At 42.4% G+C, this 22,513-nt stretch carries 26 protein-coding genes; 8 read left to right on the plus strand and 18 right to left on the minus strand.

Annotation, left to right across the window (positions count from 1 at the left end; genetic code table 11):
* Positions 1-22 precede the first annotated feature (22 nt).
* The 4 genes from prpD to M3I01_RS02695 all read right to left on the minus strand — a co-directional run bounded on the left by prpD (position 23) and on the right by M3I01_RS02695 (position 4,365).
* A complete protein-coding gene (gene prpD, locus M3I01_RS02680) occupies positions 23-1,510 on the minus strand; it encodes a 2-methylcitrate dehydratase (protein WP_275564901.1) in 1,488 nt (495 codons plus the stop codon).
* A 60-nt stretch (positions 1,511-1,570) separates the two neighbouring features.
* Entirely contained in the window at positions 1,571-2,710 is a 1,140-nt protein-coding gene (gene prpC / locus M3I01_RS02685; protein WP_275564902.1) for a bifunctional 2-methylcitrate synthase/citrate synthase, read from the minus strand.
* Positions 2,711-2,781: 71 nt separating this feature from the next.
* Positions 2,782-3,660, minus strand: a complete 879-nt coding sequence (gene prpB, locus M3I01_RS02690) for a methylisocitrate lyase (RefSeq protein ID WP_255894785.1) — start codon at positions 3,658-3,660, stop codon at positions 2,782-2,784.
* Positions 3,661-3,678: 18 nt separating this feature from the next.
* The gene (locus tag M3I01_RS02695; protein ID WP_255894035.1) at positions 3,679-4,365 is read right to left on the minus strand and encodes a GntR family transcriptional regulator; all 687 of its coding nucleotides are present in this window, start codon (positions 4,363-4,365) and stop codon (positions 3,679-3,681) included.
* Between the two features lie 316 nt (positions 4,366-4,681).
* On the opposite strand from M3I01_RS02695, the gene M3I01_RS02700 reads away from it, so the two are divergent.
* Together M3I01_RS02700 and M3I01_RS02705 are read left to right on the plus strand one after the other, a co-directional pair.
* On the plus strand, positions 4,682-4,942 hold the full coding sequence (locus M3I01_RS02700; protein WP_255894036.1) for a DUF5062 family protein: 261 nt from the start codon (positions 4,682-4,684) through the stop codon (positions 4,940-4,942).
* A 313-nt stretch (positions 4,943-5,255) separates the two neighbouring features.
* Positions 5,256-5,960 carry a DUF1826 domain-containing protein gene (locus tag M3I01_RS02705; RefSeq protein WP_255894038.1) on the plus strand — a complete coding sequence of 235 codons (705 nt, stop codon included), beginning with the start codon at positions 5,256-5,258 and terminating at the stop codon, positions 5,958-5,960.
* Between the two features lie 21 nt (positions 5,961-5,981).
* Here M3I01_RS02705 and M3I01_RS02710 read toward each other — a convergent pair whose 3' ends face one another.
* The 3 genes from M3I01_RS02710 to M3I01_RS02720 form a co-directional block, all read right to left on the minus strand.
* Positions 5,982-6,707, minus strand: a complete 726-nt coding sequence (locus M3I01_RS02710; RefSeq protein ID WP_255894039.1) for an SDR family NAD(P)-dependent oxidoreductase — start codon at positions 6,705-6,707, stop codon at positions 5,982-5,984.
* Between the two features lie 42 nt (positions 6,708-6,749).
* Positions 6,750-7,142 carry a thiol-disulfide oxidoreductase DCC family protein gene (locus M3I01_RS02715; protein ID WP_255894040.1) on the minus strand — a complete coding sequence of 131 codons (393 nt, stop codon included), beginning with the start codon at positions 7,140-7,142 and terminating at the stop codon, positions 6,750-6,752.
* A 73-nt stretch (positions 7,143-7,215) separates the two neighbouring features.
* A complete protein-coding gene (locus tag M3I01_RS02720; protein WP_112136730.1) occupies positions 7,216-7,677 on the minus strand; it encodes a DUF3429 domain-containing protein in 462 nt (153 codons plus the stop codon).
* A gap of 264 nt (positions 7,678-7,941) precedes the next feature.
* Here M3I01_RS02720 and M3I01_RS02725 point away from each other — a divergent pair, with 264 nt between their 5' ends.
* A complete protein-coding gene (locus M3I01_RS02725) occupies positions 7,942-9,318 on the plus strand; it encodes a glycine--tRNA ligase (protein WP_255894041.1) in 1,377 nt (458 codons plus the stop codon).
* A 378-nt stretch (positions 9,319-9,696) separates the two neighbouring features.
* On the opposite strand, the gene M3I01_RS02730 is transcribed toward M3I01_RS02725, so the two are convergent.
* Together M3I01_RS02730 and M3I01_RS02735 are read right to left on the minus strand one after the other, a co-directional pair.
* A complete protein-coding gene (locus tag M3I01_RS02730) occupies positions 9,697-11,571 on the minus strand; it encodes a putative bifunctional diguanylate cyclase/phosphodiesterase (protein WP_255894042.1) in 1,875 nt (624 codons plus the stop codon).
* A 309-nt stretch (positions 11,572-11,880) separates the two neighbouring features.
* Positions 11,881-12,402: a hypothetical protein gene (locus tag M3I01_RS02735; RefSeq protein ID WP_275564903.1), complete on the minus strand. Its 522-nt coding sequence runs from the start codon at positions 12,400-12,402 to the stop codon at positions 11,881-11,883.
* A 163-nt stretch (positions 12,403-12,565) separates the two neighbouring features.
* Here M3I01_RS02735 and M3I01_RS02740 point away from each other — a divergent pair, with 163 nt between their 5' ends.
* A complete protein-coding gene (locus M3I01_RS02740) occupies positions 12,566-13,042 on the plus strand; it encodes a GNAT family N-acetyltransferase (RefSeq protein ID WP_255894044.1) in 477 nt (158 codons plus the stop codon).
* A gap of 10 nt (positions 13,043-13,052) precedes the next feature.
* Here M3I01_RS02740 and M3I01_RS02745 read toward each other — a convergent pair whose 3' ends face one another.
* Both M3I01_RS02745 and M3I01_RS02750 read right to left on the minus strand, forming a co-directional pair.
* Positions 13,053-13,523, minus strand: a complete 471-nt coding sequence (locus tag M3I01_RS02745) for a DUF2867 domain-containing protein (RefSeq protein ID WP_255894045.1) — start codon at positions 13,521-13,523, stop codon at positions 13,053-13,055.
* Positions 13,524-13,675: 152 nt separating this feature from the next.
* Complete coding sequence (locus tag M3I01_RS02750; RefSeq protein ID WP_255894046.1) at positions 13,676-13,951, minus strand: DUF1330 domain-containing protein; 276 nt, start codon at positions 13,949-13,951, stop codon at positions 13,676-13,678.
* Between the two features lie 119 nt (positions 13,952-14,070).
* Between M3I01_RS02750 and M3I01_RS02755 the strand changes: the two genes are divergently transcribed.
* Positions 14,071-14,946 (plus strand): LysR family transcriptional regulator, encoded by an 876-nt coding sequence (locus tag M3I01_RS02755; RefSeq protein WP_317133894.1) that lies wholly within the window; start codon positions 14,071-14,073, stop codon positions 14,944-14,946.
* A 74-nt stretch (positions 14,947-15,020) separates the two neighbouring features.
* On the opposite strand, the gene M3I01_RS02760 is transcribed toward M3I01_RS02755, so the two are convergent.
* Positions 15,021-15,860, minus strand: coding sequence for a helix-turn-helix transcriptional regulator (locus M3I01_RS02760; protein WP_275564904.1), 840 nt, complete (start codon positions 15,858-15,860; stop codon positions 15,021-15,023).
* Between the two features lie 52 nt (positions 15,861-15,912).
* On the opposite strand from M3I01_RS02760, the gene M3I01_RS02765 reads away from it, so the two are divergent.
* Positions 15,913-16,404: a GyrI-like domain-containing protein gene (locus M3I01_RS02765; RefSeq protein ID WP_255894051.1), complete on the plus strand. Its 492-nt coding sequence runs from the start codon at positions 15,913-15,915 to the stop codon at positions 16,402-16,404.
* A 28-nt stretch (positions 16,405-16,432) separates the two neighbouring features.
* The gene (locus M3I01_RS02770; protein ID WP_255894053.1) at positions 16,433-16,858 is read left to right on the plus strand and encodes a GFA family protein; all 426 of its coding nucleotides are present in this window, start codon (positions 16,433-16,435) and stop codon (positions 16,856-16,858) included.
* Positions 16,859-16,923: 65 nt separating this feature from the next.
* On the opposite strand, the gene M3I01_RS02775 is transcribed toward M3I01_RS02770, so the two are convergent.
* Together M3I01_RS02775 and M3I01_RS02780 are read right to left on the minus strand one after the other, a co-directional pair.
* Complete coding sequence (locus M3I01_RS02775; RefSeq protein ID WP_275564905.1) at positions 16,924-18,015, minus strand: MBL fold metallo-hydrolase; 1,092 nt, start codon at positions 18,013-18,015, stop codon at positions 16,924-16,926.
* 104 nt (positions 18,016-18,119) lie between these two features.
* Positions 18,120-18,899, minus strand: a complete 780-nt coding sequence (locus M3I01_RS02780; RefSeq protein ID WP_255894057.1) for a HalD/BesD family halogenase — start codon at positions 18,897-18,899, stop codon at positions 18,120-18,122.
* A gap of 199 nt (positions 18,900-19,098) precedes the next feature.
* On the opposite strand from M3I01_RS02780, the gene M3I01_RS02785 reads away from it, so the two are divergent.
* The gene (locus tag M3I01_RS02785; protein WP_255894059.1) at positions 19,099-19,989 is read left to right on the plus strand and encodes a LysR substrate-binding domain-containing protein; all 891 of its coding nucleotides are present in this window, start codon (positions 19,099-19,101) and stop codon (positions 19,987-19,989) included.
* A gap of 254 nt (positions 19,990-20,243) precedes the next feature.
* On the opposite strand, the gene M3I01_RS02790 is transcribed toward M3I01_RS02785, so the two are convergent.
* The 4 genes from M3I01_RS02790 to M3I01_RS02805 all read right to left on the minus strand — a co-directional run bounded on the left by M3I01_RS02790 (position 20,244) and on the right by M3I01_RS02805 (position 22,409).
* Entirely contained in the window at positions 20,244-20,582 is a 339-nt protein-coding gene (locus M3I01_RS02790) for a DUF3703 domain-containing protein (protein WP_255894060.1), read from the minus strand.
* Between the two features lie 560 nt (positions 20,583-21,142).
* Positions 21,143-21,589, minus strand: coding sequence for a GFA family protein (locus tag M3I01_RS02795; RefSeq protein WP_255894062.1), 447 nt, complete (start codon positions 21,587-21,589; stop codon positions 21,143-21,145).
* Between the two features lie 37 nt (positions 21,590-21,626).
* Positions 21,627-22,064, minus strand: coding sequence for a hypothetical protein (locus M3I01_RS02800; protein ID WP_255894064.1), 438 nt, complete (start codon positions 22,062-22,064; stop codon positions 21,627-21,629).
* A gap of 84 nt (positions 22,065-22,148) precedes the next feature.
* Positions 22,149-22,409, minus strand: coding sequence for a tautomerase family protein (locus M3I01_RS02805; protein ID WP_255894065.1), 261 nt, complete (start codon positions 22,407-22,409; stop codon positions 22,149-22,151).
* Positions 22,410-22,513 lie beyond the last annotated feature (104 nt).

Genomic DNA, 22,513 nt, shown 5'->3' on the forward strand with positions numbered 1-22,513 from the left:
CGTGTCTGATCATAAAATACGCTTACGCGGTAACGAATAAATCCATAAAGCGATTTACAGGCGTATTTTCAAGCGTGGTTTGATCTTTACAAAGCGTGAAGATGGTTTGGCATTGACGATTCGGGAAGCGTGTTGCCAAGTTGTTTTTAAACTTCTGTTCCAACAAAGGAATGCCTTCTTCGCGGCGGCGGCGATGCCCTACAGGGTATTCGACCACGACTTCTTCGGTGCTGCTGCCGTCTTTAAAGAAGACTTGAATCGCATTGGCGATAGAGCGTTTGTCCGCTTCTAAATATTCAGCAGTAAAGCGCTTGTCTTCGACGATTTCCATCTTGTTACGCAACTCATCGATGATCGGGTGGTCTGCATGGAAGTCGTCTTCGTAATGCTCGGCAATTAAGTTGCCAAAGGCTAATGGCACGGCCGTCATGTATTGTAAGCAATGGTCGCGGTCTGCGGCGTTGGCCAATGGACCGGATTTAGAGATAATGCGAATCGCAGATTCGTGAGTACGAATCACGATTTTATCGATATCGGCCAAACGATCTTTGACTTGGGCATGCAAAGTTACCGCGGCTTCAGCCGCGGTTTGAGCATGGAACTCCGCCGGGAAAGAAATCTTAAACAAGATATTTTCCATTACGTAGGTGCCATAGTCCTGAGAGAATGAAAATTGACGTTGCGCGTCTGGTTTGATGGCTTGATCTTTGTTGGTCTTCGCAAAAGACACATCATAAAATCCCCACTGCGGCGCAGTTAGTACGCTAGGAATGCCCATTTCACCACGCATCGACATATCCGCTAAACGCACGGCTCGTGATGTTGCATCGCCCGCTGCCCACGATTTACGTGAGCCAGCGTTTGGTGCATGACGATAAGCGCGTAACGCAGAACCATCTACCCACGCTTGAGAGATCGCCGCCATGATTTGCTCACGGTCGCCGCCCATCATCTTGGTCACCACGGAGACAGACGCGACTCGTACCAATAATACGTGGCATAAACCCACGCGATTAAAAGAGTTTTCTAACGCGATGACGCCTTGAATCTCGTGTGCCATTACCATGGCTTCTAATACTTCTCGCATTGTTAACGGCGCTTCACCATTGGACAATCGAACTTGAGACAAATGATCGGCCACAGCCAAAATACCGCCTAAGTTATCAGAAGGATGTCCCCACTCTGCCGCTAACCAAGTGTCGTTGTAATCAAGCCAACGGATGATACAACCGATGTCCCACGCGGCTTTGACTGGGTCGAGCGACAGCGACGTGCCTGGCACGCGCGCGCCATTTGGAACCACAGTACCTTGTACGATGGGTCCTAAGTGCTTAGTACATTCTGGGAAGCGTAAAGCCAGCAGCCCACAACCCAGTGTGTCCATTAAACAGTTACGTGCCGTGTCGAGTGCTTCTTGGCTTTCGACTTTAAAATCAATGACATAGTCAGCAATGTCCTGAATGACTTGATCGTAATCAGGGCGGTTATTTAACTCTACGTTGTTGCTCATTTTTTATCCTTTGAAAACGGTGTGTTGTGTCTTAATAATGTTGAATGCGATTAGGGCTAATTAATGGCGTTGGTCGATGTCTACCCATTCAGAATGATCGGGGCCGATGTAGTCAGCGCTAGGTCGAATAATACGATTGTTGGCGCGCTGCTCCATGACATGGGCGGCCCAGCCAGTGACTCGTGAACACACAAAAATAGGCGTGAACAGTTTGGTTGGAATGCCCATAAAGCGATACGCGCTGGCGTGGAAGAAATCGGCGTTACAGAAAAGTTTTTTTTCGCGCCACATCACCGCTTCACAGCGTTCGGATACGGCGTACAAATGATCATCGCCCACAGCGTCACTGAGTTTTTTAGACCATTTTTTGATGATGTCATTACGCGGGTCGCGTTCACTGTAAATGGCGTGACCAAAGCCCATGATTTTTTCTTTATTGGCGAGCTTTTGTAGTAATGCTGCTTCGGCTTCGTCGGCGGATTGCCATGGTTCGATCATGTCCATGGCCGCTTCATTTGCGCCGCCGTGTAATGGCCCGCGTAAGCTCCCTATGCCTCCGGTAATGCAAGAGTGCATGTCGGATAACGTAGACGCGCAGACACGAGCGGTAAAGGTCGATGCGTTGAATTCATGTTCTGCATACAAGATCAACGACGCGTTCATTACTTTTGTGTGCAGCTCACTTGGTTCTACGTCATGCAGCATGGTTAAGAAATGCCCGGCCAAAGACGGCACGTGCGCATTATGAGTGTTAATACGAACCCCATCGTGAGTAAAACGATACCAATACACGACCATGGCAGGCAACGTGGCGATCAATCGATCGGCCGCGTGTAATCCTAATGAGGGTTGTTTGTCGAAAGGCAGCTCAGGCTCAAGGTTGCCTAAAAAAGAACAGCCAGTACGCATTACATCCATCGGATGAGCGTTTTTTGGAATAAGTTCCAAAACGGCTTTTAGTTCTTCTGGCAGACTGCGCAAACTCATCAGTTTGTGTTCGTAGTCGTGTAGCTGAGTTCGGTTCGGTAAGGCACCATACAACAACAGGTACGCGACTTCTTCAAAGCTGGCTTTGTCGGCGAGTACATCAATATCGTAACCACGATAGGTTAACCCTGCAGCGGCTTTACCCACGGTACACAGAGCGGTTTCTCCTGCGCTTTGGCCTCGTAGACCGGCGCCAGAAAGTATTTTAGCCATTGTATATCTCCTTTTTTATTCTTAATGGAAAGGTTAGCTAATTTCTATGATGACTTTTTCATGTTTCGCTCTTATTTTTTTGAGAAGAGCGCGTCCAGTTTGTTTTCGTATTCGTGATAATTCAGGAACTCATAAAGCTCATTACGAGTTTGCATTGTGTCGACAACGTCACGCTGATGACCGTCGTTTAATAAATGTTGATAGACGTTGAGTGCGGCTTTGTTCATGGCACGAAAGGCGCTCAAAGGGTAAAGCACTAAATCTACGCCCGCGCCGGCTAACTCTTCTTTGCTGAACAATGGCGTGGCGCCAAATTCGGTAATATTCGCCAATACGGGGACTTTTACGGCAGCGACAAACTCTTTGTATTGTTCCAAGGTAATCATGGCTTCCGGAAAAATCATGTCTGCACCGGCTTCAACACAAGCAATGGCGCGTTCGATGGCAGACTCCATACCTTCAACGGCTAATGCATCGGTACGCGCCATGATGACAAAATTGTCGTCAACACGTGCATCGACACAAGCTTTAACACGATCAACCATTTCATCTTGGCTGACTATGGCTTTATTTGGACGATGGCCACAGCGTTTTTGTTGTACTTGGTCTTCGATATGAATCGCCGCCGCACCGGCTTTTTCCATTTGCTGAATGGTTCTGGTGATGTTAAATGCGCCACCAAACCCAGTATCGATATCGACCAATAATGGCAGTGCTGAGGCAGAAGTAATACGGCGTACATCTTCCAGCACATCGTGTAAATCGGTCATACCCAAATCCGGTAAGCCATAAGAGGCGTTGGCGACACCACCCCCCGATAAATAAATCGCGTGATGTCCGGTTTGCTCTGCCATCATGGCGCAATAGGCGTTGACGGCCCCAACAACCTGTAAAGGGGATTGTGTTGCGACGGCTTGTCTAAAGCGGGCGCCAGCTGAAAGTTTTGACATCATTTCCTCTCTTATTTTTTAATGAGAAGCGAGGGCAGCTTGCTCCATCGCTTGCTTTAATAGTTGGCTGGCGCGACTGATATGTCGGCGCATAAGCAACTCGGCCAAATCACCTTCGTGATTGGCTATCGCATCTAAAATGGCTCTGTGTTCTCGCAACGCTTGGCGTGGATCACTACGTTGATCGGCGGTATGTCGACGATACATGCGGATCACGGCATACAATTCTTCGGTCAAAAGGCGAATGAGTTTGGCGTTACCGCTAGCGTGAATAATACGCAAGTGGAAATCGTCATTGCCGCCTTGCTGCACGTAATGCTCGTCTTGGTTGTCATCTAAATAGGCTTGATGTTTGTCGAGCAGGGCATACAAGCGACTGACTTCGTTGGCGAGCATGGTAGTGGCTGCGAGTCTTGCTGCCATGCCTTCTAGGGCTTCACGCATCGTGAAAGTGTCCAGCATGTCTTGTATGTTTAGCTGGATAACCCGAGCCCCAACATTAGCGGTGCGTGTTACCAAGCCAAGACCTTCTAGTTTGACGATGGCTTCTCTTAATGGCCCACGGGAAACACCGTATTGTTTGGCGAGTTCCGGCTCTGATATTTTACTGCCTTGAGGAATATGGCCTTGCACGATGGCATTAGTAAGCTGCTGGGCAATATCTTCTGACAAGGTGGCAGACTTGATGGAAATAAGGTTCGTCATAGGAGAATAAAACACTTCATTGTTGACAATATCCCTATTTATAGCCGTGTTTTTCGACTTTATCAAGTTGGATTGTCGACAATTGTTGATTTTATTACTTAGCCTTTAGTCGTATTACCTTGGTTTTTTAATACATTAACGATCGGTAACATTGTGTTTATTAAGTAGTTTTTAGACTTTATTCGATAGAATTACTTGGATGGGCTTAAAAAGCTGATAAAGTCAGAGAATAAGGTGACATCGTATTTTTATCAGATGTGTCGACAATCGTATCCTGTGGGTTACTGTTTTGATAAGCCAATAGCTAAGGAAAAACATGAAGAAGATTAAAAATGAAATCGCGCTGAGTAAAAAAGCCATTCAAGTTGGCGAAAATTACGCGCTGAAACGAGGCTATGACGGTTTTTCTGCCACTATGTCAGCGAATGAAAAAACAGAGTCTATTTATCGATTATTAGTGCTCGATAAGTTAATTGTTGGCCTACCAGCAGACAAAGAAGATTTGCCAAGTATGAAACACAAATTAGCGTTGTGGATTCAGAAACACCTGCCAAAAGACGATCCGCTGTTGAAGTAAATAGTGATAAATCCAATCACATTCAAACTGCAATTCAGCGCGTTAGACACCGTCTAATATTCTACTACTTCGGGGAAGCCGACAATGGCTTGCTCGAATTCATTCAGAACCCTTCTTCCGTAAGAAAGCCATTCAATTGCCATCCTAATACCTAGCCCCAGTTTATTCTTATCTAGCATGTCTTATGTGACGAATGGGGTCTTCTTGTTCTCGTTGACTGATACGAGATGTGAAATCAACTCTTTATTTATGTTTTGTTATAACATAGCATTATGTCTTGTGTTTTGTATCAATTCATACAGGAAGCGTATCGATGCAGGAGAGTGTTAGTTTATCCCGTGTGCCTGCGGGCACGTATTCACAGGACGCCAATTCCGAAGCCACACTCAATAAGCCGTTTTTATTGAGTGTGGCGAAATCGTCTCATCAAGCGGTGTTGGCTGATATTTATCAAGATAATATCAATATGGCGGTTTGGGAAAGGCCTCTGGGCCTGTTGTCGGCTTATGCTCACTCACTCTTAACGTCATCGCCTAATTTTGCTTTCAAATCACAGGGTGACTCAGCGCAAATAGAAGTTCTATTGCATCGTGTCTTGCCGGATTTTCCAGGCAAAGAAGCATTTCTAAAAGATATCGCTCTGTTGGTCGATATGTTTGCGTGTTTGTTCGACCTTAACCACGTTGGGTTGCGTTTAACCGCATTATCCAATGCGATGTGTCCTCGTTTTCATGTGGATAAAATTCCTTGTCGATTGGTATCTACTTACGCGGGCGTTGGCAGTGAGTGGTTGCATGAAGCGCATGTTGTCAGAGCGCATTTGGGTCATGGTGGTCATGTCGCTGACCACAACAGTGGGTTGCATGAAAAAGGTCGAGTCAATCAGTTGAAGGCTGGCGATGTGGCATTGATGAAAGGAAATGAATGGCCTACTTCTTTAGGCTTCGGAATCGTTCATCGCTCCCCTATGGTCAGTGCAGAAGAGCCACGCTTATTTCTGAGTTTGGATATGATCTAAGGAACGAAAGTAAGGGATGAATTACCATTCAATCGGCTGATTATTCCAATCTAAGTAAGCTGCTGTATTATCCATTTTGACGTTTTCCATAATGGATAATAATTGCGTTGCCACGAAGTCCGCGCTAAATAATTTATCTTTTGGGACAGAGCGCTGAAACGGTTTAGACAAGGGTGTGTCTGTGGTGCCAGGGTGAAATGAGATGAGTTTGACATTTTTCGCTCTTCTGGCGTATTCCACAGAGCTGGTTTGGATCAACATATTTAACGCTGCTTTAGAGGCTCGGTAACTGTACCAACCGCCTGTTTTATTGTCCGAAATGCTGCCAATTCGAGCGCTAAACAAGGCAACTTGTGTTTTTCTGTCACCCTGTAAAATAGGCAACAACTGGCTTAACCACAACATGGGCACAACACTGTTTGCATGAAATACCGCTTCTAGTTGTGACGCTCTAATCTCTTCTAATTTCCTTTCTGGCATTATGCTTTCATCGTGCAATATGCCATTACAGATTAAGACTTTGGTAATTCTTCCTGCTACTGGTGCAAGGATTTGGCAAACTTCGCTAATACCGGACTCTGTATTGTCGCACTCTAGGTAAGTGGTTTTGGTGCTTTCAGTCGGAACGTACAAAGATCGACTGACCGCAAAGACGCCGAGACAGTTTGAGTTCTCTTCGAATTTTCGTATGGCGGCTTTGGCGATGGTACTGCTCGCGCCAATAATAAGCGCATAGAATGATGACATACTAAAACCCCTAAACGTACGAGAGAGCATTAAAGTGATACGTTATAAATCACATTGATCTTTTTGACATGACGCACAACGTGGTTTCCCGGTGACAAAAGACGAAATTTGGTGGCGATAGCGAGCAAAAAAACGATAGCCAATGTCTGCGAAAAAACGAATAAAAGGCCAGCGCAAAACCTGCATCCATTTGTGTTTTTCAACCAGTTTCCATGCCAAGCAAGTGACATCCAATCCCTTTATTATCTGACCATTGTCTAATTGACCATGCAGTAATCTATCGGCCTCGATAGGGTCTATATAAGGGTAGTTGTGTTGGAAATTTTCGTCGTGAATATTTTCTAGGCGCAGCTTTTTTTGCGTGTCTAATGACTGCAATGTTTTCATTTCAGCTGCGCAAAGTGGGCAATGGCCATCATAAAAAATCGTTAACATGGTGTATCACTCTTATTCGATTGTCGAACAGTGATACGCAGTTCATCAACGTTTAGATCAGTTTTTTGTTGATTTAGTAATGTGGGTACAACACCAGTAAATGCAAAATAGAGGCAAGTGACGTCAGACCAAAGTGCAATGAGAAGTGGTAGGACTTATCTGTATTTGGTTGTTTTAACCAACGCACTTCAACCCAAAATATCGTAATCAACCCAAGCAGTAAAAAGGCGACGGACAATTCTGGTGTGATAAACAGTAAAGAAACCCAAGCGGCGGACATGGTGAAATACGCTGAGATAAGGAGTTTTTTACCATTTTTGTATTCTGGCTGTTCTATAACTCTCCCCCAAATAGCCCCGCCTAAAAAGCTTAATACAATGGCGCCATAGGTCGCGAAGAGCGTGATTCCCGATTTACCCAGAAATGACTCGTGCGCCAAACTTAGGTAAGTGGCAAAAAGAAGAGGAAGAATGCTCAAAGTAGCTAATGTAAACACTACTGGCTTATAAGAACGCATGCCGATACCTGTCATCATGAAGTAAATACGATTAATAACTAAAATTATGTAAACAATACGAATTATCTAACAAAATCGACTTTAAAACAGCAATTGATGTTCTTGTTTTGTCCTATTTATTGGCATAAAAGTGTAAAGTTTTTTGTAGAGGGTGATCGATGAATCGCCATTGAGCGAAATACGGGCAAAGAGTACAATGTCCGGCTATAACGATTGCTTGAACATGAAGCCAAATGGTTTTTGTGTGCTTATTAATGAATTCTGCTTAAGGTGTGTTTAGAAATGCCAGCTAAAACAATGGATGAACTCGTCTCCCTATGTAAACGTCGTGGATTTATTTTCCAAGGCAGTGAAATCTACGGTGGTATGCAAGGTGCTTACGATTACGGTCCGCTAGGTATTGAATTAAAAAACAACCTAAAAGCCGCGTGGTGGCGTTCGATGGTTTACGAACGTGATGACGTAGAAGGGTTGGACGCAGCGATTGTCCAAAACAAACACGTTTACAAATACTCTGGTCATGAAGACACCTTCACAGACCCAATGGTCGATTGCCACGAATGTAAATCTCGTCTACGTGCCGACCACATGAAAGACATCAAAGTCTGTGACAACTGTGGTTCGACCAATGTGACAGAGCCTCGTGACTTCAACTTGATGTTTAAAACCAATGTCGGCCCAATGGTAAACGAAGATTCTTACACGTATCTACGTCCAGAAACCGCACAAGGTATTTTTACCAACTTCAAAAACGTCGTGGATTCTACTTCTCGCACCTTGCCTTTCGGTATTGCGCAAATTGGTAAATCTTTCCGTAACGAAATTACGCCGCGTAACTTCATCTTCCGTGTTCGTGAATTCGAACAAATGGAATTGGAATTCTTCTGCAAGCCAGGCGAAGATGAAAAATGGCATGAATTCTGGGTTGGCGCTCGTAAACAGTGGTGGTTGGACCAAGGTCTAGCAGAAGAAAACATTCAGTTTGAATACGTAACTGGCGATGACCTTTCGCATTATTCAAAATCCACTGTGGATATCTTGTACAAGTTTCCACATGGTTTTGAAGAACTAGAAGGCGTCGCGAACCGTACGGATTACGACTTGGGTTCACACACCAAAGCGCAAGACGAGTTTGAGATCACAGCAAAAGTGAAAAAGAACGAACACTCTACTGCGAAATTGGCGATCCGTGACCTTGAAGCGAACAAATGGGAGATTCCTTTCTGTATCGAACCTTCTGCCGGTCTAGACCGTGGTTTGCTTGCTGTGATGACAGAAGCCTACACAGAAGAAGAGCTTCCAAATGGCACGACTCGTACCGTTCTTAAATTCAAGCCACATCTAGCGCCGATCAAAGTCGCTATTATGCCGCTTAAAAAGAACAAGCCAGAAATCGTAGCGCTTGCGAAAGAGCTAAAAAACAAGCTTCAGAAACTGGGCTTGGGTCGTATTCTTTATGAAAACACCGGTAACGTAGGTAAAGGCTACCGTCGTCATGACGAAGTCGGAACACCAATCTGTGTCACCGTCGATTTCGATTCTATCGAACAAGAAGGCGCACCAGTCACCGTTCGTGACCGTGACACCATGGAACAAATCGTTGTGAAAGCAGCGGATCTTCCAGCTTACGTGATCAACTACTTTATCAACCAAGACTAAAATAGTCGGTTCATAAAACGAATGTAAAATGCCGTTAAGATGAAAATCTTAACGGCATTTTTTTGTCTTGGAACTAAAACGCGAAGTATGAGCCCTCAGTGATCACGCTAGTCAATGCGCGAGCCCTGACTAACTCGCTTTCTATGAACTGACGAGGGCGTTGTTATAATAGCGCCGTTGCAGAAAGCTTTTTTCTCTACACTTAAGAGACGAGTGATAAAACGAAAGGTCTATTCGACACGTGAAGAAACGAAAGATGAGATGTTTAATTTTATTGAGATGTTCTACAGTCCAATAAAATGTTATTCGTATACAGGGAGTATTACCTGCAAAGTTTGAAGAAAAGTATTTGTTAGAGTCCATTAATGTCTAGGAAGCTTAGGGAAGCTCAAAAAACTTGTCTGGGTTGTATTTTTCTAAGTAGTCGCTAATTTTTTCAAAGCTTAATCCAGGCGTTAATAGGTAACCTTGGACATAGTCACAACCTAAACTGAGAACTGCATCTAATTGTTTTTTGGTTTCTACGCCTTCAACAATCGTTTTCATACCAAAATTATGAGCCATTTCGATTATGGTTTTAACTAAAATAAAATCACTTTTATTGTTGTTAATATCGCTAATAAAGCTACGATCAATTTTGAGATTATTGAAGGTGAAATGTTTAAGATAACTTAAAGAGGAATAGCCTTTTCCAAAATCATCTATTGATAAAGAAATTCCATGTTCTTTCAATCTCTGAAGGGATATTTTAGCCATTTCGGGTTTTTTAAGTAGCAGGCTTTCAGTCACTTCAATACAAAGCTGACAGGGGTCAAAGCCTAACTCAGCAATCAACTCAGGTAGTGGGTCTAACTTACCATTCAGCAGTTCAAATTCGAGTGCAGAGCGATTGATTGATACGTTCAAAGGCTTGTTTTGAACTGAGCTTAAATGCTGAGTATAAATAATTGCCTTCTTAGCAATTTGAAGCCCCAGTGCTCCGATTAATCCACTTTGCTCAGCAACGGGAATAAATTCATCGGGAAATACTTGACCTAATTCAGAATCATTCCAGCGTGCCAAAGCCTCAAGATGACAAATCGTACCTGTATTAACATCCAAAATTGGTTGAAGGTGAACGTCTAACAATTCATTTTCAATGGCAATCTTTAATCGTTTCTGTACTTGCTGTTCGCGTAACACTTTAGTTCGTAAGTCATTTGTAAAATATGCAAATTTACTGCGGCCTAAAGCTTTAGCACTGTAAAGTGCTTGATCGGAAGAAGCTAATAATTCATCAAGGTCTTGCGTATCTTTAGGGTATAAACAGATACCAATTGAGGTGCTGGCTAGAATTTCTCTACCTTTATCTATTTCAAATGGTTGGTCAAATAACATGAGTATTTTATTGGCTAATTTATCCGCAGTTGTTGGGTCATTTACAGTTGTATAAATCGAAAATTCATCTCCACCTAAGCGGGCTAATAAATCATCATCTCGTAAATGAGCTTTTAAACGCTGAGCAATTTTTTTCAACAATAAATCGCCAGCTAGATGCCCCATAGTGTCATTGATTGTTTTAAAGTTGTCGAGATCAAGAAAAAATAATACACCGATCTTATTTAAATTATCAGTATGAACTAATTGTTGATTTAATTTCTTTTTAAATTCATAACGATTATGTAAATTGGTCAACTGATCATGGGATGCTTGATGTGAAATTAATTTTTGTGCAATCACTAGTTCATTATTTTTTAATTCTAGCTGATGAATGCGTTCTTTTAGTTGCTGCTCATACGTGTAACGTTCTATTTCAACTGCTGCTCGCATGGAAAAAACTAGAAAAACATCTTTAAGGGTTTCTATATGTTGAGGCTTTATTTCATTCTCAAACAAAGCCACCAACAAACCAATAACTTTTCCTTTACCATCGTATAGAGCCACACCTAAATATGACTCAATACGCATATCAATTAGCATTTTATCATGAGGGTAGAGGTCGACTATTTCAGAAGGAACGCAACAGACACCTTCAGAGGTTAGATCCTGACAAGGCGTGTTGGACAGTTCATAATTGAAGTTATCAACTATTCGCCCTTTCCCCCAAGCTGCTATTGTTTGCGATAATGTATCTTGAACTTCTAGCCGTGAGATAAAGGTATAATCAGCTTCCACTAAGATAGCCAGCTTTTCTACTAAACGAATGAAATAGTTGTCACCTGTAAGAAGGCTAACCTCTTGAATGGCAATTTGTAGAGTATTTTTAGTAGGCATCCGTTAATTAACCTCTTTTTAATTAACTAACTAACTAACTAACTAACTAACTAACTAACTAACTAACTAACTAACTAACTAACTAACTAACTAACTAACTAACTAACTAACTAACTAACTAACTAACTAACTAAGATAAGTATATTTATGACACTATAGTTTTTTTTTCATTAAGCAAGATGTTTTTCTGAACCTCCCATATTTGCTTTACTAGAGAGCATGCGAATAATTTCCTGCCATGAAACAATCGCGCTTTAAGTCTTCGAGTCTCAAGCATGTCACACCAACTCACCTTTGCCGACAGCGAATTTAACAAGATGGAAGTGACACTAAGGCTTTTCCTTTGTTATCAAACATGGCTGAAAATGTTTGCTGTCCTTCGGTGGTTATTTCTATTAAGGCGTTGGTGATTTCAGAGCCTGATACGCGAATATTGCCGAGTTCACTTTGTGTCAGGGTGTCGTCCACATCAATGGTGAAGCTGACGGAATCGTTTGCGGCGATGTTTTCAATGCTTAACGAAAGTGTCGAGTCTCCGTCTTTTACGTCGCTTGCAGAAATCAGTTTCAAATTGCCTTTCTTAACTTCGAACGGTTGGAAAACCTCCACGCCTGCACCGGTTGCCGTGGTATCAAAAATAAGGTGACCAACGCTGTTTGATAAATCGAGATGAACGGTTAAATTTTTCAAAGTACATTGGCTGGTATTGTGTAGGATGAATTGATCTTTGGGCGCACTTTCCACAAACGTGACTTCAATATTCGCATGAGCGAGCTGCCCTGCAAGCAAGCATACAGAAGCGACGATAGGCAAACGAACATTGCGCATCATGTTTTCCTTTGGTGTTAATTTATTGAATCATGGCTAGTTAAACTAACGTTGAGAATGGCTATGCGGATCACTTTTAAGAGGAAAGGGTAGAAAAATGCGCGGAGTTATTTTATTAATAGATAATGTTGAAGTTTAAGTGGATTGTATTTTGATAGGGGGCGTCGTGGTAACCATAGAAAAAATGACCTCGTTGCATTTGGGTGACGTTATTGCACTTGGCGTAGAAGAAGACCAGCAACAATTCGTGGGTGCCATTGATGATATTCTGACCATTATCAACGCGCAAATTCGGCCTCATGTGATTCTTGCTGATGACCAAGTGGTTGGCTTTTTCTTGATCGATACCGTTTATGTACAAACCAATGATGTCGCCACACTGCAGAGCCTTGGTTTACGCAAATTCTTTATCGACAAACAACACCAAGGGAACGGCTACGCCAAGCAGACACTTCAGCTATTGCCAGATTACCTAACGATCACTTACCCAAATTACACCGATATTTTTTTAACCGTGAACTGTAAAAACGAAATGGCCAAAAATCTCTATTTAAAAAGCGGTTTTCAAGATACTAACGCACTATACCTCGGCGGCCCTTCCGGTCCGCAGCACGTGATGAAGCAGGTGTATAACAGTTTGTAAATAAGTTGTCCTAGCGACATGTATCTTTATTGATGGCGCGGACACGCGCTAACGCATTACGAGAAATTAGGATGTGAAAGGGAAGAATGGTCTTAAGGTAAATTTGGCCACCGATATTGTTTGTATGTACCCACGTTGCTAAAAAAATACGACCATTCTCAGAGATGACCGATACTCTAAAGTCCAAATGCTTGTCGTTAAATCCAGCGATGAGTTCATAACGACTTTCAGACTCAACGGGAAACAACCCTACTTTATCTGTTGCTGCCGGGCCATCGCTTGAAAGGCCAAACGGTGTGGTCACTAGGTTTCTTATTTTGACTAGAAAACGTGCCCATGCTGGAAAGTCAGTGATGATCTCTGCGGCATGACGTGGTGATAGATCGGATTCAACAGAATAACAATCTATGAAGTCTGTTGGCTTCACTCGATCATTCAGGGCGCTTTGTAATGGAAGTTCAGTGATCGTTACTTTTTTCATCGTGGATATCACATCAATGTTTTATGTCTTGGATAGGTAATGAGCATACGTTAATTGAGCGTACAATACTCAATTAACGTTGGTTTACCACCTTACTCGGCGCTCGTGTCGTAAGCTCTTCTTAAGCCAAGTTTTTTTGTGCTAAGTTATTCTTATACAAGATGAAACTGACTTTTCATACCTTGTTCACGTAACGGAATAATGGCTTGGTAGGCTGCGCTCTTGTACCAATTCGTAGCACTTTCTTTGTCTGGAAACTGGATCACCGCTTTAGCTGGATGAGCAGCGTCGCCATGTAATACTTCTATTCCACCTTTGGCAATAAAATGACCATTAAACGGTTTGAGTGTTTCAGCCGCTAGTGCGCTGTATTCTGCGAGTTTGGTTTTATCAATAGGCGTTAGATCAACGATCACTAAGCTTGTCATTTTGTTGTTTCCTTGGTTGATTGAGTTGACATAGCTTAAAGTTGTATTGAATATTAAACAATAATCATAAAATTAACGGGTTGTTTAAATATATGAACAGTGTGAAGTTGGCCCCTCTCTTGTTGATTTTTGTTGAAGTGGCAAATAAGCGTTCTTTTACGGCGGCCGCTAAAAAATTAGGCATGAGTAAATCAGCCATTAGCCAACAAATAAAACGTTTAGAAGAATCCACCGGACAGCAGTTATTGATACGTAATACACGAGGGGTTGTATTGACCGCGGTGGGGGAAGCGTTACTCGCACGCAGTGAACTGTTGAGTGAACAACTCAGCATGACCTTAACGGAACTGAATAGCGCTAAAGAACAACCCAGTGGCGACTTTAAAGTATCTGTACCACCATTCCTTGAAGCAGGCATTGTGATTCCTGCATTAAAACAGCTTAGTTTAGAGTTTCCAGAACTGATCCCTGAAGTGGTTGTGACTGAGAAATGGCAAGATCTCATCGAGCATAATTTAGACGCCGCTATTTTTGGTGGTGATATAAAAGACTGTCATTATCGTGCGCTACCGGTAGGCGAGGTATCAGAAATATTCTGTGCTTCACCTCGTTATAGTAAACAGCATGGTGATATTAAAACGGTCGAGCAGTTATCTGAACACAAGTTTATCGCGACAGCTTGGCACCGCGATAAATTAGAATTATTCGATAATCAGCGACTGAATAGGCAGCTGGTTGTCGTGAAACACTGTGCGAAAGTGAACTCCCTTATCACAGGACGAGAGGCCGTTTTGAATGATATGGGAATCGCATTACTTCCAGAGTTCTTAGTACAGACGGATCTCACGGAAGAGCGACTGATTAGAGTGTTGCCTGAGGTTCGGGGGAGAGTCTGGCACTTTTATTTCTTACACCAATACAAAGGTGAAAAACCCATACATGTCACTCGTTTTTATCAGTTATATTGTCATTATTTTTCGAAAGCTGGCAGGTGACAAAGATAGTTATCGTCTGCTTCGGCGTAGACGGTAACCGTCATTAAAAACTCGATTTAAACCGAAAAAGACACTTAAAGCGTTCTCACATTTCGTTCTGTCAGTACAACATTGAAATCACTCAATGGTCTCAAGTCAAAACTCTGTTCCGTTAATATGGCGTTTTCTATTCGATCACAACGAAATATACGGAAGTCTTTACGTAATTTATCCCACGCTAAAATATACCAAGCAGGATAACTGAGGTACAAATAATGAGGCTCTATGTCTCGTGTTGTACTCACGTTGTGGAAGTCTTTGTAATCAATGGACACCGCTTTAGAAAACAAAAAAGCAGAGTACAACGGGCTTTGTGTTTCTATTTTTTGGGGCGCGGTTGTTTGAGCACTTAGTGTTTGAGCGCTGTTTTCCTTGAGGTTGTCATTGTACGACGCTAACACGTGAGGGGATGCCGATTCGCCGATATGAATGCGTTGTCGTAAGGTGCGTAGTTTGTCTTTTTGTTGAGCCGAGAACGACGCCATCAGCTTGTGTTTAATCGACGACAAGCTTGTCATGAAAAAATGTGAATTCATGCTCTCTGCAATGGCGAGGCTGAGCAACAAATCAATCACCTCTTGGTTTTCTAGGGTTAAACGTCCTACCCCCCAACTTCTGTGAAGTTGTATACCGCCACCACGGCCTTTGTCTGCATCAATAGGCAAACCACGCTCACGTAAGAGCGCAATGTCTCTAAAGAGGGTTCGGGTGCTAACACCTAACTCAGTGGAAAGACGTTGAACGGTCATCGCGCCTTCAGATTTCAAAATGGCGGTGAGTTGATCTAATCGATCAAGGTGTTTTTTGGTGTTTGCTCTGTTCATTTTTTTAATATGACACAAAATGTCACTTATATCGATACACTCTTTTTCCATTAAAGCTTCTACGATTAACGAAAACGGTTTATAGCAAATAAGGATAAAAGAGATGCAATCAATACAGATGAAAGAAGTAACGTGCGATGAAAGACAAATTTTAGGTTTGAGTGTTCGTACGAATAATGCCGCTGAAATGAAGGTGGAAACAGCTAAAATTGGGGCTCTGCACGGTGCGTTTCAGCAACAAGTCACCGTGAATTATGAGAATGGTGCACATCTTTTCGGCGTATATCATGATTATGAATCGGATCATACTGGTGATTATTCGGTATTACTCGGCTCAGAAGAAAGTGCGCTCACAATGACTAATACAGCAAACAAGGCCAGCTTAGGCACTGTAACGCTTAGCGCAGGTAAGTACTTAGTATTTTCAGGCGCGGGTGAAATGCCTCAAGTAGTGATCGATATTTGGGGTGAAATTTGGCGTTATTTTTCAGGTGAGTCACTACAAGGATTACCTAAGTATCAACGTGCGTTTACAACGGATTTTGAACGTTACACCAGCGCCAATAGCGTGGATGTGTACATCGCGATTCTATAATTTAGCTTAACAAAATAAGGGAAAAATCATGAGCCAGCTAACCAGTCCGACAGCCAGTTGTTTATGCCAAGGTGTGACCATTCATGCCACGAACATCGACCCTAAATTTACGGTTTGCCATTGTGGGTCTTGTCGAAAATGGGGTGGTGGGCCTTTGTTTATGTTGCACTGCGGCGCGGATGTGACTTTTGAAGGCGAGGACTTGATTAAAGAATACGACTCTTCGCCTTGGGCAACACGGGCTTTTTGCGTGGAATGCGGAACTCATTTATTCAGTCGGTTCAAAAAAGCCGGCGTCTACAATATTCCTGTTGGCTTGTTTCCAAAAACGGAACACCTAGAAATGAGCATGCAGTATTTTATTGATCTTAAGCCTGAGTATTATTGCTTCTCGAATGACACGCCAGCCATGACCGAAGCCGAGATAAAGGTTCACTTTGCGGCAGAGGTATAAAAGCAAAGACGTTTTAAACATTAAAACGTCTTTAATTAACCTCCTTTGTTAGGGGTATAAATCGCTTATTCTGTCTTCCACCAATGGCGCGTAATAGCTGGGTCGGTAATACTAAAAATCTGACCAAACTCTGGTGTACTCAAAACCACGTCACGGCGTTCAGATTCTGCAACCACACGATCAAATGGGTCATACCAAGTGTGGAACGCAAGATCAAATGTACCGTTATGAATCGGCATCATGGTCTTTCCTTTTAGGTCGATATGCGCTTGAACACTGTCTTCTGGCGTCATGTGAATATCGGCCCAATCATTGTCGTAAGCACCTGTTTCTATCATCGTCAGATCAAAGGGACCGTACTTGTCACCAATGTCTTTAAAGCCTGAAAAGTACCCTGAATCGCCACTAAAATAGACGCTGTATTGGGGGGCTTTGATCACCCAAGACCCCCACAAGGTCGAGTTGCCATCACTCATTCCACGGCCTGAAAAATGCTGAGTTGGAACGAACGCAACCAACGCTTGGGTTGTTTCCTGTTCCTGCCACCAATCAAACGTAGTGATTTTATCCGCTGCAACGCCCCATGAAATAAGGTCGCCATCTACGCCCGTTGGCACAAAAAACTGTTTTGTTTTGCTTAATAATATTTTGACACTGGCTTTATCCAGATGATCGTAGTGATTGTGAGAAATCAGTACTTTATCGATCGGTGGTAAATCTTCTAGGGTAATAGGTGGCTGGTGGAAACGCTTTGGTCCCGCGAAATTGAATGGCGAGGCGCGATCAGAAAACACCGGATCGATCAGCCAATATTCGCCATACACTTTTAGCAAAATAGAGGAATGACCAAGTTTTACTATATGCAGTGTGTCGTTGCTCAGTGCGTTTAAATCCGCTCGGCTAATGGATTGAACAGGAATGGCAATGTTGGGTGTGGTATTGATCTTTTTTTCGGTGAAAAAGCGCAGCCATAGCGCCGCTGTTTCAGAAAAAGACATGGGAATACGAGCCGCCGCGTTATGATATTTGTCATCTTGGTAATGATCAGACTCAATGCCCGCAACCGACGTTGGTTTAGCAACTAAATTCAAATTAATGACATAAATGGCAACGCCACACAGAACAAGAACAGCCAAAATCAATTTAATGACAAACATAAATAACTTTACCCTTTAGCGAAATAGCAAGTTGTCTATAATTTGGGCTAATACCTAAATTGCAATGTCTCCTTATTCATCGGTGAATTTCTTGAGTCTCTGTCTTAATTCACTCGACCGTAAAAAGTTTTGCTGGCCGCTTCGGAAAGTGCAATACCGGGTTGTGAGTTATAGGCAAGTACGGCCAACATACGAGTTGTATTACCTTGCGTTGGCGTGACTCGATGTATCGCATTTCGCCCACGAAATAACACCAGCGCACCCGGTTCGATCGCCAATTCTTTTACTTTTTTCTGCCCTGCAAGCACCTCGCTCACGCCGTCGTAATTCATTTCACCCGCGTCGGCGTTGCGCATGTTTTCAATGTATTCAAACACACCGCCAGATTCTGGCTTTTGAATTAACAAGGTAATAGCAAACGACGAGTTATCGAAATGCCAGCCGAGTTCTTGTCCTTTGCTGGCGTAGTGTAAATTGATAGACGAGAGATTATCGGCGTAGTTATAAAGCGCGTCTTCGTCCAATACACTCGCAAGAAACTCTCGAAACAAAGGCGCATCATAAAGCTGTCTCAGTGGCGATGTTGGGTCGATTTGGTCATCGATAATGCAGCCTTTGGATGAACTGATTTGTTTGTTTCTCGCGTGTTCAGCGTCGTAATCTGGGTCAACATTGGTTAAGTAAACGTTATGAGTCGATTGGGTAAACCAAGCGAGACTTTTCTTCGCTTCCCCTTCTTCTATGATGGCCTGAATGGTTTTTTCATTCAGAAAATTTGGCAAAACCAGTGCACCGTTTTCTGCCAGTGTCTTTTTACACTCGGCTCTAAAGTCATTGTTTTCAATAGGGTAGGCGGCTTTATTCATCAGATCTGATAATGACATTAGTGTTCCCCTTTGTTTTTTGATCTTTTAATCACGTTTAATAAGACATAGGATGAGGTTCAGACTAGTAAAGTTAGCCTTGTCGTTAAATCAATATTTTTTGTATTCATCATTAAGCATTTCTTAATGCTTAAAAAAGAAAAAATAATTTGGTTAAGTGTCATATTCCCTAACATTGAAAAAGCAGCTTGATACTATTATGTTGAAATTGCCCAATTTAAACAGCTTGATCACCTTTATCAATGCGGCACAAACCGGCAACTTTGCGAAAACCGCGAAGGCATTGTGCATAACGCCAGCCGCCGTCAGCCAACAAATAAAGCAGCTTGAATCGTATGTTGAGACATCGCTGTTTAACCGATCAAAACTGGGTGTAGAACTAACTCAGGCTGGTCATCAATATTTGTATTTTGCCAACCAAGCGATCGAAAGCCTGCAACGTGGACAAGCCAGTTTAGACCAATTAAAACCGCAATCTATTTTCACCTTACACACACTGCCATCGGTGGCGAGCTTGTGGCTAATGCCCAAAGTACTGCAAATAATGGAAAAGCACCCAGACCTAGAAATTCGTGTAGAAGCGAGTCATTCCACGGTGGATTTCAGCCTGAGCCGATGTGACGCGTCTATTAGCTTTGGTAAACAAGATACGTCCCTAAACCACGACTTACTTTTCCAAGACGACGTACACCTAGTTGCTAGCCCTTCTTTGATTAACGGAATAGCGCAGGGTGATTTAGATGCATTGCTTGAAAAACCAATGATTCATATTGACTGGGGAGACGACAACGCATTTCTACCCAACTGGCAAGACTGGCTAACCGCCGCGAGTTACCATAATCGACAACCCAACAAAGGTCCGCAATTTAACCTTTCCAGCATGGCCATCGACGCCGCCATACAAGGCAAAGGTCTACTACTCGGCCAAGGGTTATTCATCCAGAACGCATTGAGAACAGGACAACTCGTGTCACTCAGTGACATAACCTTGCCACTAAGAAAAGCCTACTACCTGACTTATCCAGATCGGACGAAAAATAAAGACGGAGCAATGGGACTGATAGAGTGGCTGAAGAGTGAAAGGGATTAAGTGTGCTGTAGCGTTTGCAAAAAGTAATTTGGACAGTGGTGAAATGGTTGATGAAGGTCTTATTGGTTGGCTTCGGGAATCATGTAGATATAACCAAATGGACTCATATTGCAGGGCGCATCAAGATAGAAAACACCTTGATGCTCGAAGAAAAACCATGCCCAATTTTCATAATCGGCTACTTTCATTTTTTGATGTTTAATGCCCTACTAAGAGCCAACTGTTATTTGTCCTTCTGAGTGACTTTTTATGTTTCACTTACTTAGAATTTTCTTTAAATCTTTGGGAATAGGCATTGGCTTCAATGGATTAACGTTGGATCCGCCTGTATTTCCCATAGGAACCCAAATTTTAGAAAACAATACGGAAGCTATTATTCTGGTTATTTGCCCAAATACTTCCCTAAAATTATGCTTCTTAAAACCAACTTTAAGCATCCACCAGTGGGATTTCGTATGAGGTATAATATAACTCTGACCAAGAATATGCGCTCGTTCTAAATGATGAAAAGCAGAATCAAGCTCATTTAACTCATAAGAACGAATAGCTTTATCCATTTCTAAACAGTAAGCATTTTTTAGTTTTTGTCGCATAATTTTATTCATCTAATTATTATTATTAAAGATCTTTAAATTATAAAATGCTTCATACTACACGTGCAAACATAACAGCTTAATAGTGCGCGTGCGCGTTTATACGCAGTGCGTTATTACTGGGCTAAAAATTATTATTCACCGATACTAAAAGACTTTCTATTTAGCTATCAGTGTTTAGTTTGCAAACCTTGATGTCGCCTTAAAAAACGACTTAAACAGTTCAGCTACCAATGCCTGATTACGGTCGTGCCTCCCTCATGCAGGCCTACGAAAACCGATGAAGTCACTTCGACGCAATCCTGATTGCGCGACCTTATGGAGTTTCAGAGTCAGTTAAAAGCATCCTTCCTTACAACAGATAAAAAAATCCATGCCTTACACTATAACGAGCGTAGGAAGCAATCATGTGCTTATGAAGAAAATCAGGCATTAAAGATCTTAAAGCGAATTTTTGGTTACTTTTTGGGCGCTAGCAAAAAGTTACACGCCCAGCAGGGCGGAATAAAGGCTGGGAATACAAAGCGTTTGAATGGAAATTAGAAGGCCGTAACTGAAGATTAATCTTTATTTTTTTCGGCACTGCCTCTGCCTTCTGAATATTGCGGCAAACCGTCTGTCACCGGATTCCAACAAGCAGAATAATGCATGAATATATGGGCATCGGGTCTGTTTGGTATATCTGAATCTAGAGTTCCAAGTGAAAACTCTACACACTCCCCGCTGTCGTTTGATGATATAAAGACAAGGCTTGAACCGCAGTTATCACAAAATAGTCTCTTGCTGCCATTGACGCCCAAATACTCTTTCAAGTTTTCTTTGCCCGATAGCCAATGAAAATTCTCTGCACGAGCTTCACCAAAGGTCGCGAACGCCGCGCCATGAAATTTTCGACACATTGTGCAGTGGCAGTGAGCCATTTTCTTTTCGATTTTATCAACAGAATATTTGACTGCACCGCAAAGACACGATCCCTTGTATGGTGGAAATACTTCAATTTCAATCATTTTAATGCTCCGCCGAATTTTTCTTATGAATAAGATTTTATTCTGTATGTAGTTCTAACAATAATGATTCAAACAAGAAATGAGCCACAGACCTGTTACATGCATTTATGTGTTTCTCGTCATCTAGATACACATACATCTTATTTACCCAGCGTAATTGTTCCTTTGTATAATTTGCCCATAAAAAGTCAGTTGTTTGACCGCGGGTTCTAGATGCACAAATAATTATATTACTGGATGGCACATCGTTGAGACCTAAATGCTCTTTTATGATTTCTGCATTATCTCCAGAGGTCACTATGCTAACTATTTTTTCCTTAATTTTGAAAGTAACAGAGAAATCTGATTCGCATTCAATACGTCCAGAGGTCAAAGTAGCCACCTTATCTAGCTTTTGAGCAAGGTAGCGTAATGTAGACGTTTTGCCTGTATTTTCCGCCCCATACAAGACGTATAACAACTGATTATTTTTCATTGCTTCTCTATTAATACGAAGGTTTGGCTCAGATCAAAAATAGAATTGTGGCAGTTTCTTCAATATAATGAGTGGGCGAAAGTGTCACTTTCTATCGCAGTGCAATTTGCCCGCTTTGCCCCAATGCTCATCATCGAAGTTTTGGAAAAATACTGTAATGGCTTCAGGTGGTAATTCATAGGCTTCTTCAAATGCTTCAGTAATTCGTTGAATCAATAATTGTTTTTGCTCTTTGCTACGACCTGGAGATTGTTGGATAGTTACTATTGGCATGAACTTGCTCCTTTTAGATAGTAGTAAACATTGACCTAATATAATGGGTGAGTGATTTTTCGTTATAACCACGCTGCTGTGACCGACTAAATAATAGTCATTGATACTAAAAGACTTTCTATTTAGCTACCAGTGTTTAGTTTGCAAACCTTGATGTCGCCCTAAAGGACGGCTTA

It is taken from the genome of Marinomonas maritima, assembly GCF_024435075.2.
Lineage (GTDB): Bacteria > Pseudomonadota > Gammaproteobacteria > Pseudomonadales > Marinomonadaceae > Marinomonas > Marinomonas maritima.